Raw genomic sequence first — 15,070 nt, forward strand, 5'->3', positions numbered from 1 at the left:
TGATGCGCCGTCCGCAGTCAAACTCGCCGCCACCCACACCCGCGCCCGCGCCGCAAACGGCCAGCTCCTTCCAGAAGATGAAGGAACAGGGCATGTATCGGAACCAGTATTTCAAGGACGCCGAGTGCTTCGATTGCGGGCACAAATTCAAAACCGGCCGCTCCGCCCGCTCCGCCAACTGCCCGGCCTGCGGGGCCTACATTTCCCTTGAGGACGTCGAGATCAACATGGTCTCCACCCAGCCCGTGAAGACGCGCGGCAATGTCCTCATCCGCAAACGCGGCCGTCTCTCCGCCAGCAGTGTTTTCTGCCGTGACCTTGAGTGCCAGGGCGTCATAGAGGCGAACGTCACTTGCACAGGCGACGCCAGCTTCCGCACCACCGGCAGCATCATCGGCGAGATCCGCTGCAATCGTTTCGTCATCGAAAAGGGGGCCGACGTTGCCTTCCTGAACGCCGTGCATGCCACCGAGGTGGAAGTGCAGGCACGCGTGACCGGAACCCTCTACTGCACCGGTTCAGTGGTCATCGGCGGAAACGGATCGGTGAATGGCGATGTCACCGCACGCTCCGTCTCGATCGAGCCGGGCGGAGAGCTCAATGGCGCGATGAACATTGTGCGAGCAAAGGTGCCGACACCGGTTCCTGGCCATTCCTGAGGCAACATCATGCGACCACGTGCCCTCGTGCTCTGGGTCCTGCTCGCCTGCGCCGGCCTCATCGCCTTTCAAACCGGTTCCCTGGCCCATCTCATCCTCTGGATTTCGCACTTCATGCAGAGCGTCACCCGCGAGCACCTGCCCATGCCTTACACCGAGCCACCACCGCCCGAAGTGTGGCGGACACTCGGTCCCGCAGAGCGTCTCGCCAGCGTGCGTTCGCGCCTGATGCCGAAACTGCCGGACGAACTCGCCTCAAAGCAGCTCACACTCGGCCAGCCGGCATTCATTCGCATTTTCAAGGAAAGTCGTGAGCTGGAGCTCTGGATGAAAGCCGCCGACCACCAGTGGAAACTCTTCCGCAACTATCCAATCGCCACTTTCTCCGGCACGCTCGGCCCCAAAACACGGGAAGGCGACTTGCAGGCCCCGGAAGGCTTCTACAGCGTCACCCAGAAGCAGCTCAACCCCGCCAGCAGCTACCATCTCTCCTTCAACGTCGGCTATCCCAACGCCTACGACCTCCATCACCAGCGCACCGGCAGCTTCATCATGGTGCATGGCGACACCGTCAGCATCGGCTGCTTCGCCATGACTGATCCACTCATCGAAGAAATCTACCTCATCGTCGAAGCCGCGCTCAAAACCAACCCCACCGTGCCCATCCACATCTTCCCTTTCCGCATGCACGCCTCGCGCATGAAGAAGGCGGAGTTCGATGGCGATCACGATCATCTCAGTTTTTGGCGCGAAATCGAACCTGCCTATCACATGTTTGAGGGCACTCGTCGGGTGCCTCCAATCACCGTGGAAAACGGCAGTTATCACATCCACTGATCCACCGCCCACTGTGAACTCGCTGACTCTATTCGCCGCCAAAACCTTCACCTGGACCAGCCTTCCCGAGGCTGCGGCACCACAAAGCGGCGAGGCGCTCGTCGCCATTCGCGCCATCGGCATCTGCGGCACGGACATCAGCGGTTATCTCGGCAAAATGCCCTTCATCGAGTTCCCCCGCATTCTCGGCCACGAACTCGGCGTTGAAGTGCTCGCTGTCGGCTCTGACGTGACTCATCTCAAAGTTGGCGACCGCTGTTCCGTCGAGCCTTACCTCAACTGCGGCACCTGCCACTCCTGCCGCCGCGGCAGCACGAACTGCTGCGAAACCCTGCAAGTCCTCGGCGTCCACTGCGATGGCGGCATGCGCGAGCGCATGATCCTGCCTGCGCCCAAGCTACATCCCTGCAACGCGCTCGATTTCGAGCAACTCGCGCTCGTGGAAACGCTCGCCATCGGCTGCCACGCGGTGAACCGCGCTCAAGTCACCGACGCAGATGACGTTCTCATCATCGGCGCAGGCCCCATCGGCCTCACCGTGCTCGAATTCGCCCGTGCCGCGAATGCCCGCATCACCGTCCTCGAACTCAACGCCGCACGTCGCGATTTCGTGACGCAGCACTACCCCGGTGTTCAAGTCGTCGCCTCATTGCCGGGCGAACCTGCCGCGCAGATCGTGTTCGATGCCACTGGCAATCCGAACTCCATGGCGAATGCCCTTCGCTTCGCTCGATTCACAGGCCGCGTCGTCTATGTCGGCATCACCAAAGAGCCCGTCACCATCGACGATCCGCTGCTCCATCGCCGTGAATTGAGCCTGCTCGCCAGCCGGAACGCCGTCGCCTCCGACTTCCCGCGCATCCTGGGCATGATCCAGTCCGGCCTGATCAACACCCGCCCCTGGATCAGCCATCGCAGCAGCTTCCAGGACCTCCCCTCGCAAATGGACAGTTGGCTTCTGCCCGCATCCCGGGTCATCAAGGCTGTCGTCACACTGTGATCCCGGTCCTTTCACCCGGCTTGCCGAGACAAAGCCAGGCCAAAGGGCCAAAACCTCACGGCCCTGGTTGCAACCCGCGCATTTCCCTGCGAGCACTCATTCATTCGACATTCGTCATTCTGATTTCGTCATTTCACCCATGCCCACTCTCACCGTCCAGCCCCGCGCACGCCTCTTTCACGGCCACGTCTGGGTTTACGCCACTGAAATCCAAAAACGCTTTGGCGATCCGAAGCCCGGCGATGTCGTTCATTTGCAAGACGTGCGTGGAAAGCCCCTCGGCAGCGCCATCTACAACCCGCAGTCGCAAATCTCCGCCCGTCTCTTCTCCTATCGCCGCCAGGACCTCGATCTCGACTTCTTCACCCGACGGATCCAACGCGCGATCAAAGTGCGTGAGGCCTCCGGAGTCGATTTGAACCTCTGCCGCCTCGTATGGAGCGAGTCCGACGGACTCCCCGGCGTCATCATCGACCGTTACGGCGACTTCCTCGTGCTGCAGACGCTCACGCTCGCGATGGACCAGCGCAAAGAGCTCATCGTGCAGGCCCTCAACGACACACTGAAGCCACGCGGCATCATCGAGCGTAACGAAGCCGCTGTCCGCAAAGCGGAAGGCATGGAGCTCATCAAAGGCGTCATCAGCGGCGAATCACCTGCGCCTTTCGTCGTGCGTCATCAAGGCAGCGCCTTTCACGCCGATCTGCTCGAAGGCCAGAAAACCGGCCTCTACCTCGATCAGCTCGACAATTACCAGCTCGTCTCGAAGCTCGCCCGAGGTCGCCGTGTCCTTGACTGCTTCTCGAATCAAGGCGGTTTCGCCCAGGCCTGCGCGCTCGCCGGAGCCAGCGAAGTCACCGCCGTGGACATCAGCGAGCCTGCCACGGAGGTCGCGAAACAAAATGCCGCCATTTCCGGCGCGAAGATCAAATGCATCGCCGAGAACTGCTTCGACTTCCTCAAGCGCAACGAAGCGGCCGGCACCCGCTACGATCTGATCATCCTCGATCCGCCTTCCTTCACCAAGACGAAGAGCTCCGTGCGTGACGCCCTGCGTGGCTACAAGGAGATCCACCTCCGCGCCATGAAGATGCTCGAACCCGGCGGCATCTTCGCCACCTTCACCTGCTCGCATCACGTCAGTGCCAGCGAGTTCCACAGCAGCATCACCGACGCCGCTGTCGATGCGAAGAAAACACTCCGCCGCATCGCCACTTACACGCAGCGGCCGGATCATCCCATCCTCGCCACCATTCCCGAGACCGAATACCTGCGTGGCTACGCCTACGAGGTTGTCGCGTCGTGGTGAAATCGTCCGCCGCACATGCTCATCACCAGTTCCTCGAACGAACGCATCAAACACGCCCGCCGCGTGCGCGAAGGGCGTGAGCGCGACCTCATCTTCGTCGAAGGCGAACGTCTCGTGGGCGAATGCATCTCGTCGGGATTGAGGCTGCATGCCTGCTTCACCGCCACGGAAGTCTCCGCAGTTCAAACCAAGCTGCTCGAAGGCATCCCCTGCCCCGTTTTCCAGCTCGCGGAAACCGTCCTCGAATCTCTCGGCGACACGATGACCACCCAGGGCATCATCGTCATCGCCGAACGTCCGTTTCCGGCCCTCGATCAGCTCTTTGCCGCCGAATCCCCACTCGTGCTCGGCCTCGATCGCGTTCAGGACCCTGGCAATCTTGGAACGCTCATTCGCACCGCTGAGGCTGCGGGAGCGAACGGCCTTTTCGCCTTCGCAGGCTCCGCCGATGCCTACTCGCCGAAAACTCTGCGCAGTTCCATGGGCTCCGCGTTCCGACTGCCGTTGATGACCGATGTCTCCGGCCTCGGAGCCATTGAAACCTGCCGCAACCGCGGTCTCAAAGCCGTTGCCGCCACCGGCGAGGCCGCACTTTCGCATTACGACTACGACTGGCGCCAGCCGACTTTCCTCATCCTCGGCAACGAAGGTCGCGGAGCCAGCGCCGAGATCATGAACGCCTGCGACGCCCGCGTGCGAATTCCGCTGCACCCGCCCGTCGAATCGCTCAACGTCGCCGCTGCTGGAGCTGCGATCCTGTTCGAAGCCGTCAGGCAGCGCTCGTAGTTCGGCCTTCAGGCCGTCCGGAAGCGAACTGCGGGCTAAAGCCCGAACTACAAACACGCTTCGTCACCCAATCGCCGGCAGCTTCCAGTCGCCACGGAAAGGCCGCGCATTCATCAAAGCATTCGCGGCATCGTCGTTCCCAAACGTCTCCGCCGCTGGATCCCAACTCAGCTTCCGCTTGGCCTTCAAGGTGATCGCCGCGAGCTGGCAGAGCGTGTCTGACCGCACCGCCGTCTCGATGTCGCAGATCGGCTTCTGCTCCGTTTTGACCGCGTCCACGAAGTTTCGCGTGTGTTCGAGGCTGACTGGCAACTTCACCGGCATGGAGCCCTCTTTGTTCGCCGGATCACGCAGGATCGCCTCGTCACTGGCGCTGATTTTGCCACGCAGCACATGCACCCAGCCGTTTTCGCCAACGAACTTGATGCCATGACTGATTCCCAGGTTGTCCTGGTTCACGAACGTGATCGGCGTCGCGTTTGCATACTCGTAGCGCAGTCTCCAGGTCAGCACCGCGTCGCATCCACCCTTGTCGGGATAGGTTCCTTCGCCTTCCACGCTGATCGGTCCGGTGTCGTCCGTGCCATTGCCCCATTGCGCGATGTCCAGGTGATGAATGCCCCAACAGGAGATCATGCCGAGCGAGAAGTTCGTGATGTTCTCATGGTTGTCGCGCTTCAGCTTGTCCACATTGAAGGAAGGCATCGCCGCAGGCCCCACCCAGCGATCCCAGTCCACCGTGGCTGGCACCGGCTGCTCAGGAAACTCCGGGCCGGTCTTTCCGCCCGGCACACCGACTTGAATCTCCCTCATTTTGCCAAGTCGGCCGTTGCGCACCAGTTCGCAGGCCCAACGGAACTTCAGATCGCTGCGCTGCTGCGTGCCGAACTGGAACACGACGCCTTTCTTCCGCACGGCCGCACGCACGTGCTTCGATTCAGCCAGCGACATGCCCATCGGCTTCTCATGATAGATATGCTTGCCGTTGAGCACCGCGTCCGTGGCTGGAATGCTGTGCCAGTGCACCGGCAGAGCCATCAGCACGGCATCAATCGAGCTGTCACGGTTCAGTTCACGGAAATCAGCCATCACCTTCACGTCAGGGCTGCCATAGCGCTCTGCGATGATCTTCCGCGCGTTTTCGATCTTCGTTTTGTTCACGTCACAGATCGCCGTGACGCGGACATCGTCGTGATTCAGAAAAGCCCGCATGTCGTGCGTGCCCTGCGCCCCGACACCGATGACGCCCAGCGTGATCTTGTTCGAAGGTGCCGTCTGGGAGCGCAGAACATGAGCAGGCACGAACACGGGAGCAACACCTGTGGCAAGGATCTGGCGGAGGAAGGAACGACGATGAGACATGGCGGGGCAGAGTGTATTGGGAGAGGCCCTGATTTGGCAATAGGCAGCTTGCAGAACGCTTGGCGGACAGGCACTCGTGCGCATGGCAGGACACAATTTTGACTTCGTGATCATCGGCGGTGGCAGCGGCGGCTACGCGGCCGCAAGAACGGCACACAGCGGCGGTTTGAGCGTGGCAGTGGTCGATGGAGCGCCCGAACTCGGCGGCCTGTGCATCCTGCGTGGTTGCATGCCGAGCAAAACGCTCATCGAATCCGCCAACCGTCAGCTCGTGATCCGCCACGCTGAAGAGTTCGGCCTCAAGGCCGCTTCACACGGGGTGGATGTGCGGGCGATCCGTGACCGCAAGCGCACCCTGATCGCCGACTTCGCCGGTTATCGCCAGGGACAGCTCGAAGACGGCCGTTTCACTCTGTATCGCGGCGCGGCCCGATTTTTGGACGCTCACACCCTCGAAGTCATGCCGCGTGACGGTTCGGCATCTTTTCAAATCACGGCACGCAGTTTCTGCATCGCCACCGGTTCGGAAGTGTTCGTGCCGGATGTGCCCGGACTCGCTGAAACCGGCTTCTGGACCAGCGATGACGTGCTGGATGTGGATTCCCTGCCGAAATCGTGCGCCGTGCTCGGCGGAGGCGCGATCGCGCTCGAACTGGCGCATTACCTTGATGCCATGGGCTGCGAGGTGACGCTGATCCAGCGCAGCAAGCAGCTCCTCACCGGCCTCGACGCTGAATGCAGCGATGTCATCGCCAAAGCCTACACGGATCGCGGCATGCACGTCCACCTCGGCACGCATCTCAACCGCGTCTCGAACCACGAAGGATGCAAACGCGTCGAATTCACAGCCGCCGGCGAGCCTGTCACGGTCGAGGTCGATCAAATCCTTGTCGCCATGGGCCGCCATCCAGCGACGCGTGGCCTCGGCCTCGATGCGGCCAAGGTGGCGACGGAAAAGACGAAGGTGATCGTCAACGAGCATCTGCAAACCTCCCGGCCGCACATCTTTGCCGCCGGCGATGTGTGCAGCCCGCTCGATGTCGTCCACATCGCCATCCAGCAGGGAGAAATCGCCGCCCGCAACGCCGCGCGACTGCTCGCAGGAAAGCCGGTCGATGAAAGCATCGACTACCGCCTGCAGCTCTTCGGTGTTTTCTCCCATCCACAGGTGGCCTGCGTCGGAGCCACGGCGGAAAAGCTCCGCAAGCTCGACGTTCCCTTCCTCAGCGGGAGTTATCCCTTCAACGATCACGGCAAATCGATGGTCATGGGCGAAACTGCCGGGTTTGTGCAGATGCACGCTCACGCAAAAACGGGCGAAATCCTCGGCGCCTGCGTCGTCGGGCCTGAAGCGACGGAATTGATCCACGAAGTCGTCATTGCGATGAACTTCCGCGCCACGGTGCAGCAGTTCATGGCCATCCCGCACTACCACCCGACCCTGAGCGAGATTTGGACCTATCCTGCCGAGGAAATCGCCGATCAAATGGCCGAATCCGCAGCCTGATCGGGGTGATTTTCCTCCCCCTCCGGCGTTGACCGGCTGGCCCCGCTTTGCATAGACAAAAGCCCCACCCATGTCCAAAGCCGTCTTCCGCTCCATCCCCCTCCGCGATCTCACCGCTGACCAGCTTCTCGATCTCTCGAAGCGCATGAAGCTTTCGCTTTCCAAGGCGGACATGCTCGCGGTGCAGAAGATTTACCAGGATGAGGGCCGCGAGCCGACGGATGTCGAGATGGAAGTCATCGCGCAGACCTGGAGCGAGCACTGCAAGCACCGCATCTTTGGCGCGAAGATTTATCACACGCTCAATGGCCAGCAGGAGGTCGTGGACGGCTTGTTCAAGACCTACATCCGCAATGTGACGGAGGAGATCTGCAAAACGAAGCCCGACTTCGTGCTCAGCGCCTTCGAGGACAACGCAGGCTTTGTGAAGCTCGACGACGACAAGGCCGTGTGCCTCAAAGTGGAGACGCACAACCACCCCAGCGCCATCGAGCCCTACGCGGGTGCGAACACCGGCCTCGGCGGCGTGATTCGCGACATCCTCGGCGCGGGCAAGGGCGCGAAGCCCGTCGCCTCGCTTGATGTGTTCTGCTTTGGCCCGCCCGACATCGAGCAGGATCAAATCAAGGCGAAGGACGTCATCCATCCGCTCGGCGTCATGCGCGGCGTGGTGCGCGGCGTGCGCGATTACGGCAACCGCATGGGCATCCCGACCGTCAACGGCGCGATCCAGTTCGACGACACCTTCATCTACAACCCGCTCGTGTTCTGCGGCACCGCCGGCATCATCCCGATCAAGGACATCGCCAAGGAAGTGAAGCCCGGCCATTTGCTCATCGCCGCAGGCGGTCGCACTGGCAAAGACGGCCTCAAAGGCGCGACGTTCAGCTCCGCCGAGCTCACCACCGACTCGCATGAGGAAGACCAGACCGCCGTGCAGATCGGCAATCCCATTGAGGAGAAAAAAGTCGCCGATTGGGTGCTCGCCGCTCGTGAGAAGGGCCTCATTCAATTCGTCACCGATTGCGGCGCGGGCGGTTTCAGTTCCGCGGCGGGCGAAATGCTCCGCGAAACCGGTGGCGAGGTCTGGCTGGAGAATGCGCCGCTGAAAGCGCCCGATCTCGAAAGCTGGCAGGTCTTCATCAGCGAATCGCAGGAGCGCATGGTCATCGCCATCGACGAGAAAGATCTGCCCGAGCTGCAAAAGCTCGCCGACATCTATCAGACCGAGATCTTTGTCCTCGCGAAGGCCGATGGCTCGCAGCGGCTCAAAGTCATGCACCACGGCACCACCGTGTGCGATTTGCACGTCACCGCGCTGCATGAGGCCCCGCGCCGCGAGATGCGGGCGAAATGGCGCACGCCGGCCGATGTGCAGCCCGCCGTGCCCGTGCGTCCGGAATCCTGGACCGCCACGCTCAAAACTTTGCTCGCCGATTTCTCCATCGTCTCCCGCGAACCCATCATCCGCGAATACGACCACGAGGTGCAGGGCAACACCGTCCTCAAACCGCTCGCCGGTGCCGCGGGCGATGCGCCGCAGGACGGCAGCGTCATCCGCGTCGATGGCAGCAGCCAGCTCGTCTCCCTCGCCTGCGCTTTGCTGCCGGAGTGGGGCAAGACCGACCCGCATCTCATGGGCCGCGCCGTCGTCGATGAATGCGTGCGCCAGCTCGTCGCCATGGGATCAAATCCCGACCGCATCGCCATCCTCGACAACTTCTGCATGGGCAATCCCGACAACGAGCGCGAGCTCGGCGCGCTCGTCGAATGCACCAAGGGCATGGCCAAGGCCGCCATCGCGTATGGGGCACCCTTCGTCAGCGGCAAGGACAGCTTCTACAACTACTTCGTCACCGACGAAGGCCCCGTCTCCATCCCCGTCACGCTCCTGCTCAGCGGCTTCGGCATCGTCGAGGACGCCAAGCACGTCGTCGGAGCCTCCCTGCGCCGCGTCGGCAGCAAGATCGCCATCCTTGGCAAAGCCAGCGCCGGACTGCGCGGCAGCATCGTCGCCAAATACACCCGCGGCATCGGCCTCGACGCCGGCCCGTCCTTCGACGAAGCCGACAGCATGGCCGCCTATCGCCGCTACTACGACCTTGTGAAGCAAGGCGCCGTCCTCAGCGCCCACGACATCGGTGAAGGCGGCCTCGCCGTCGCCCTCGCCGAGATGGCCTTCAGCGGCAAAGCCGGCCTCCGCATCGCCACCGACAAGATGCCCCTCGCCGCCAGCGGCCTCACCACCGCCGAACTCCTCTTCGGCGAAACCCCCGGCCGCCTCCTCGTCGAAATCGCCCCCGAACACGTCGCCGCCGCCGAAAAAGCCGGCCTTGTCATCATCGGCGAAGCCACCCGTGATCCCTATCTCTACATCTCCCACAACGGCACCACCTTGATCGATTCACCCATCGATCAACTCAAGCCGCTGTGGAAGGATGGGCTGGTGAAGTATTATTAAGGCGTAGAGCGAAGGGCAAAGGGCGTGGAGTATCGCCAGCAATCCTCCTCCTCTTCCTCGGAGAGGTTTGGGGCAGCCGCGTCTAGAATGGGTGGTGCATTTCGGGCATGACACCGTGCATGCGCTCCTGCTAGCCTGCGCCCTTCATTCCGTATTCCCACCATGCGCCGACCATTCTCCCTTCTGGCTCTCTGCTCTCTGCTCTCCGCCCTTTGCTATGCGGAGCCCGTTTCCCTCTTCGACGGCAAAACGCTCGATGGCTGGGACTTTGATCCCGCGATGTGGCGCGTCGAGGACGGCGTGATCACCGGCGGCTCCACGACGGAGAAGATCAAGAAGAACGACTTCATCAGCACGAAGAAGTCGTATCAAAACTTCGAGCTGAAGCTCAAGATCAAGGTCAGCGGCGATCCGAAGACCGGCATGCTGAACAGCGGCATCCAGATCCGCAGCGTGCGGGCGGAGCATGGCGCGATGAGCGGTTATCAGGTCGATTGCGGCGAGGGTTGGTTCGGCAAAATCTACGACGAGCACCGTCGCAACAAGGTCATCTGGTCACCCACGCCCGAGCAGCAGGCCGCGCTCGACAAGGCCGTCGATGTCTTTGGCTGGAACGAATACCGCATCCGCGCCGAGGGGCCGCGCATCCAGACCTGGATCAATGGCGTGCACTGCATGGACTTTACCGAGGCCGATCCGAACATCGCGCACGATGGCGTCATTGCTCCTCAGGTCCACAGCGGCGGCGCTTGCCTCGTGCAGGTCAAAGACGTCACCATCGAAGAACTGCCCGCCACGCCCGGTGCGCCCACTTGGAAGAGCATCGGCGGCCTCGAAGGCATGAAGGCCAAACTGCCGCCGAAACCGCAGGCCAATGCCGCCGCACCAAAGCGCGACATCAGCTACAACAACATCCAAGGCACCGCTTTGTCCGCGCAGGAGCAGCTCAAGAAGTTCAAACTGCCCGAGGGCTACGAAATCGAGCTCGTCGTGCAGGAAAGCGAAGGCCTCGGCAAATTCGTCAGCGTTTATTTCGATCAACGCGGCCGCATGTGGACGCAGACCGCGCTCGAGTATCCCGTCGATGCGAATGAAAACCCCGCCGCCGCCGAGGCGGTGTATGCGGGCAAGGGCAAGGACAAGGTGCTCGTCTATCCGCGGGAGTCTTTGAATGGAAAGATTCCCGCGGATGGACTCACGAATCCGACCGTCTTCGCCGACGGCCTCGCCATCCCGCTCGGCATCCTGCCCTGGGGCGCGGGCGATACCTGCTACGTACAGCACGGCCACGATTTGAAGCTCTACAAAGACACGAATGGCGACGGCAAGGCGGACACCTTCGACGTTGTCCTCACCGGCTTCGGCGTGCAGGACTCGCACCTCTTTCCGCATCAGTTCACGCGGGCACCCGGCGGCTGGATCTGGATGGCGCAGGGCCTTTTCAACAACAGCCAGGTCCGCAAACCCGGCAGCGATGTCGTCGTCGATTGGCCGAAGTGCAGCATGGCCCGCATGCGACCCGATGGCAGCGAGTTCGAGGTCATCAGCACCGGCCCGAACAACATCTGGGGCCTCGTCATCACCGGCGAGGGCGAGACCTTCATCCAAGAGGCGAACGACTACGGCTACCCCGTCATGCCCTTCCACGAATACGCCTACTACCCCGGCGGCATGGAGGCCCTCAAAAAGAGCTATCAGCCCGATTTCCCACCGCAGACCGAGGTGCGCATGGGCGGCACGGGGTTGAGTGGTCTTGCGTTGATCGAGTCAGGTTCGCTCTCGCCAGCCGCAGTTGGAGTGAAGGCTTCAGCCGATGCTGGGACCGCTGAGGGTCGCCTAAAGGCTGGACTCCAACCCACCTACTCGATGGCCGTCGCCAATCCCATCATCTCGAAGATCCAAACCCTGGCCATGCATCGCGACGGCGCGTATTGGAAGCTCGCCCAGCTCCCTGACCTCATCACCTGCGACGATCCCTTCTTCCGCCCCGTCGCCCTCACCAACGGCCCCGACGGCTGCATCTACATCGTCGATTGGTACAACAAGATCATCTCCCACAACGAGGTGCCACGGGCACATCCGGATCGGGATAAGACGCGGGGACGAATTTGGAGGGTGAAAGCGAAAGGGAACATCACTGCAAAAGCAGACGTATCGCAGCCACAATCGAGTCCAGAAGAAGGCAGGGAAGCCAAATCCAAGTTTCGGTTCGTTGGAGCTCGCAAACCTGCCTTCAGCGAGGTCCCTGAGGCTGCTTACCAAGCGATTCCAGACTTCACCCAGCTCGACGACCAAGCTCTTGGTGTCATGACTGCAAGAGGGCCAGTTGGTCGCAAACATCTCGCGGGTCAAACATTGGCTGATCGCGAGGCCGCTGATCCCAACTCTTTGTATTCGCCCCTGCACGGCGGTCCTTATCCGGTCAGCGCGATCAGAAGACTTTCATCCAATCCTACGCCTGAGAACCTGACTCAATTACTGTCTCATTTCGCCAAACCCAGCCTCCCAGGCCCCACCATCCAATCCTCCCGCGGCCCGAAGCAAATCCCCGTGCGCGAGGCCTACGACCGCGAGTTCGAGCGCTTCCTCGTCCGCATGTTCCTGGAGCGTCATCCGGAGGTCGTCGCGAAGTTCCTCGACTCCGAAGCCGCCGCGAAACTGCCTGTCGAGGCCCGCGTGCTCGCCTCGCTCGCGTTGGAGCCGAAGGCCAGCGCCTCGCGTGTCGCCAAACTGCTCCCACAGCTCGACCGCGCCCCGAATGACGAGGAACTCCTCCGCCTCGCCCAGTTCCCCGCCGAGCCCGGCGTCGGCGAAGCCCTCCAAGCGCTCCTCACCAACGAAAAATCCCGCGCCGCCGTCGCCGAGAAGCTCGTCGCGCAACGCACGAAGCTCGATGCGAAGCAGATCGCGCCCTTACTCATCGAAACCGCACGCACCATGCTCAAAAGCGCCGCCACAGAGGTTGGAGTGAAGGCTTTAGCCGATGCAGGGGACGCTGAGGGTCGCCTAAAGGCTAGACTCCAACAGACCCAACTCGCGCTCCAACTCATCAGCGGCTTCCAGCTCACGAGCCTTGAAAGCGATCTCGTCGTGCTCACAAGGACGGGCGCTTTGCAAGCGCCCACGGCGGTTGCAAACCGCCGCTCCTTGCTCACCACCCTTCGCGACCTCCGCAGCGCCGAAGCCGATCTTTTCGCCTCCCTCGCTCAATCCGATCCCGATGCTCTCACACGCGATGCCGCGCTCGAAGCGCTCGCCGCTTCTCGTGCGCCCGATGCAGGCACCAAACTCCTCGCGCTCTATCCCTCGCTTCAGCCGCCGCAGCGCCGCAACGCCCTCAACGCGCTCTCCAGCAGCAAAGCTGGTGCGAAGACCATCGTCACCGCCTTGCTCGACAAAAAACTCCCGCAGACCGATCTCGACGGCCCCACCGTCGAACGCCTCGCCACCGTGCTCGGCGATGATCCCGCGGTCGAAAAACTCCAGCAGCAGCTCGGCGGCATCTTCCGCGAGGTCTTGCTGCTCGACGGCCAGGACACTGCGTGGGTCGATTCGAAGATCACACTCGACGGTCCCTTCACCGTCGAGGCCTGGGTGCGGCTCGCGCCCGGCATCGGCAACGAGGACTGCCTCCTCGGCACAGCCAAAGGCGTGCAGATGAATTTCTTCGGCGGCAAATTCCGCGTCTATGCCGGCCCCGAGCTGCACGACGTCTGCGTGGCCACCAAACCCATGACGCCCGACCTCTGGACCCACCTCGCCGTCACCCGCGACGACAAAGGCATCCTCCGCATCTACCAAAACGGCGAACTCGACGCCGAAGGCACCCAACCCGCCCCCGCCAAATGGGAAAACTGCCAGATCGGCTGGAGCGGTCCCAGCAAGGGCACTGAAGGCGTCATCACCGAGTTCCGCGTGCTCAAACGCGCCAAAACCGCCGCTGAAGTGCGTGCTGGCTTTGATCGGTCCGATTCGTCCGATCAGACCGATTTCAAAAAACTCGGCAAAGGCGCTCGCGTCGCCAAAACCATCGACACCCCGCCGCTGCTCACCGAAGAAGCCGCGAAGGCCCTCGACGCCAAATTTGCCAAATTCACCGCCTTGGCCCCGAAAGGCGATCCGCAGGCCGGAAAAGCCCTCAGCGCCCTTTGCATGGCCTGCCATCAAATCGGCAACGCCGGCGGTCAAATCGGCCCGAACCTCTCCGGCGCGGGCGCGATGGGCCTGGAGGCCGTCTTGCGCAACATCCTCACGCCAAACGCTGCCATGGAGCCCGGCTACCGCATCTACCGCGTCGAAATGAACAATGGCGACCTCATCGACGCCTTCTTCGTCAGCGAAGACAAAGACGCCGTCGTCATCCGCCAAGCCGGCCTCCCCGACCGCCGCCTCCCCAAAGCCGACATCCGCAGCACCAAATTCATCCGCCGCTCCCTCATGCCCGAAGGCCTCCTCGATGCCCTCCAGGACAAGCAGGTGGCCGACTTGCTCGCGTATCTGATGACGTTGAAGGGTTAGCAGCCATCGCGAACACGCAGCTTTTGATCTTCGACGATCCAGAGCTTACCGAGCAGCTTTTCCTCGGTCATCAGCGGCAGCACTTTCAGCAGCACTGCTTGCACGGTGGCGTTGTCTTGCCGGGGCGGACGAAGGACGATGATGCCCGGATACTCGGCTGGCGGGTAGTTTTGAATGTTGGAGAAATCCAGGTCGAGCGTGACCAGCACGCGGCCTTCGCTTTTGACCACCTCGGCGACATTCGCATCTGCAAAGCCGCTCATATCTTGCTCGTCGATGCTCATCGCATCATGCCCATGCTGTCGCAGCAGTTCCGCCACGGTCACCGACAGATTCTCGTCAGTCTTGAACTTCATCTCAGGCAGCGAGCGGGAAGCACTCTTCACGCGCAAGCTGCGCTGCATACGAAACGGCGGCCTGCACATCCTCCAATTCGAGAGCAGGATAATGCTTCCTGAGCTCATCCGGCGACATTCCTGCCGCCAGATTGTCCAGAACGACAGAGACCATCACCCGCGTGCCAGCGATGCAGGCGCGACCGTGGCAGACGGCCGGATCGGAAGAGATGCGCTTGTTCCAGTTCATGCGGATAGTTTGATCGGAAACGACGGACTTGGCAAGTCCCGCTCCT

General features: G+C 62.0%; 11 protein-coding genes. 8 read left to right on the forward strand and 3 right to left on the reverse strand.

The genetic code is table 11. The features are described from left to right. From IAE77_RS29075 to IAE77_RS29095, 5 genes are all read left to right on the forward strand, one after another. Positions 1-659 (forward strand): polymer-forming cytoskeletal protein (locus tag IAE77_RS29075; protein ID WP_294234835.1); only part of this gene is annotated, 659 nt, incomplete at its 5' end. Positions 660-668: 9 nt separating this feature from the next. Then, positions 669-1,496, forward strand: coding sequence for a murein L,D-transpeptidase family protein (locus tag IAE77_RS29080; RefSeq protein WP_294234838.1), 828 nt, complete (start codon positions 669-671; stop codon positions 1,494-1,496). Positions 1,497-1,509: 13 nt separating this feature from the next. Further along, the gene (locus IAE77_RS29085; RefSeq protein WP_294234840.1) at positions 1,510-2,496 is read left to right on the forward strand and encodes a zinc-binding alcohol dehydrogenase family protein; all 987 of its coding nucleotides are present in this window, start codon (positions 1,510-1,512) and stop codon (positions 2,494-2,496) included. Positions 2,497-2,635: 139 nt separating this feature from the next. After that, positions 2,636-3,805 (forward strand): class I SAM-dependent rRNA methyltransferase, encoded by a 1,170-nt coding sequence (locus IAE77_RS29090; protein WP_294234843.1) that lies wholly within the window; start codon positions 2,636-2,638, stop codon positions 3,803-3,805. Between the two features lie 15 nt (positions 3,806-3,820). Next, positions 3,821-4,591 carry an RNA methyltransferase gene (locus IAE77_RS29095; RefSeq protein ID WP_294234846.1) on the forward strand — a complete coding sequence of 257 codons (771 nt, stop codon included), beginning with the start codon at positions 3,821-3,823 and terminating at the stop codon, positions 4,589-4,591. A 63-nt stretch (positions 4,592-4,654) separates the two neighbouring features. On the opposite strand, the gene IAE77_RS29100 is transcribed toward IAE77_RS29095, so the two are convergent. Beyond that, positions 4,655-5,953: a Gfo/Idh/MocA family oxidoreductase gene (locus tag IAE77_RS29100; protein ID WP_294234849.1), complete on the reverse strand. Its 1,299-nt coding sequence runs from the start codon at positions 5,951-5,953 to the stop codon at positions 4,655-4,657. An 82-nt stretch (positions 5,954-6,035) separates the two neighbouring features. Between IAE77_RS29100 and IAE77_RS29105 the strand changes: the two genes are divergently transcribed. The 3 genes from IAE77_RS29105 to IAE77_RS29115 all read left to right on the forward strand — a co-directional run bounded on the left by IAE77_RS29105 (position 6,036) and on the right by IAE77_RS29115 (position 14,439). Then, a complete protein-coding gene (locus IAE77_RS29105; protein ID WP_294234852.1) occupies positions 6,036-7,460 on the forward strand; it encodes an FAD-dependent oxidoreductase in 1,425 nt (474 codons plus the stop codon). Positions 7,461-7,530: 70 nt separating this feature from the next. Then, positions 7,531-9,921, forward strand: a complete 2,391-nt coding sequence (gene purL / locus IAE77_RS29110; RefSeq protein ID WP_294234856.1) for a phosphoribosylformylglycinamidine synthase subunit PurL — start codon at positions 7,531-7,533, stop codon at positions 9,919-9,921. 162 nt (positions 9,922-10,083) lie between these two features. Further along, positions 10,084-14,439 (forward strand): PVC-type heme-binding CxxCH protein, encoded by a 4,356-nt coding sequence (locus IAE77_RS29115; protein WP_294234858.1) that lies wholly within the window; start codon positions 10,084-10,086, stop codon positions 14,437-14,439. Here IAE77_RS29115 and IAE77_RS29120 read toward each other — a convergent pair. Together IAE77_RS29120 and IAE77_RS29125 are read right to left on the reverse strand one after the other, a co-directional pair. Beyond that, entirely contained in the window at positions 14,436-14,825 is a 390-nt protein-coding gene (locus IAE77_RS29120) for a DUF5615 family PIN-like protein (RefSeq protein WP_294234860.1), read from the reverse strand. The two genes, IAE77_RS29115 and IAE77_RS29120, sit on opposite strands and share 4 nt — an antisense overlap. Then, a partial coding sequence (locus IAE77_RS29125; RefSeq protein ID WP_294234864.1) for a DUF433 domain-containing protein occupies positions 14,797-15,070 on the reverse strand: 274 nt, incomplete at its 5' end. The genes IAE77_RS29120 and IAE77_RS29125, both read right to left, overlap by 29 nt.

The sequence above is a fragment of the Prosthecobacter sp. genome (assembly GCF_014879935.1).
Taxonomy (GTDB): Bacteria; Verrucomicrobiota; Verrucomicrobiia; order Verrucomicrobiales; family Verrucomicrobiaceae; genus Prosthecobacter.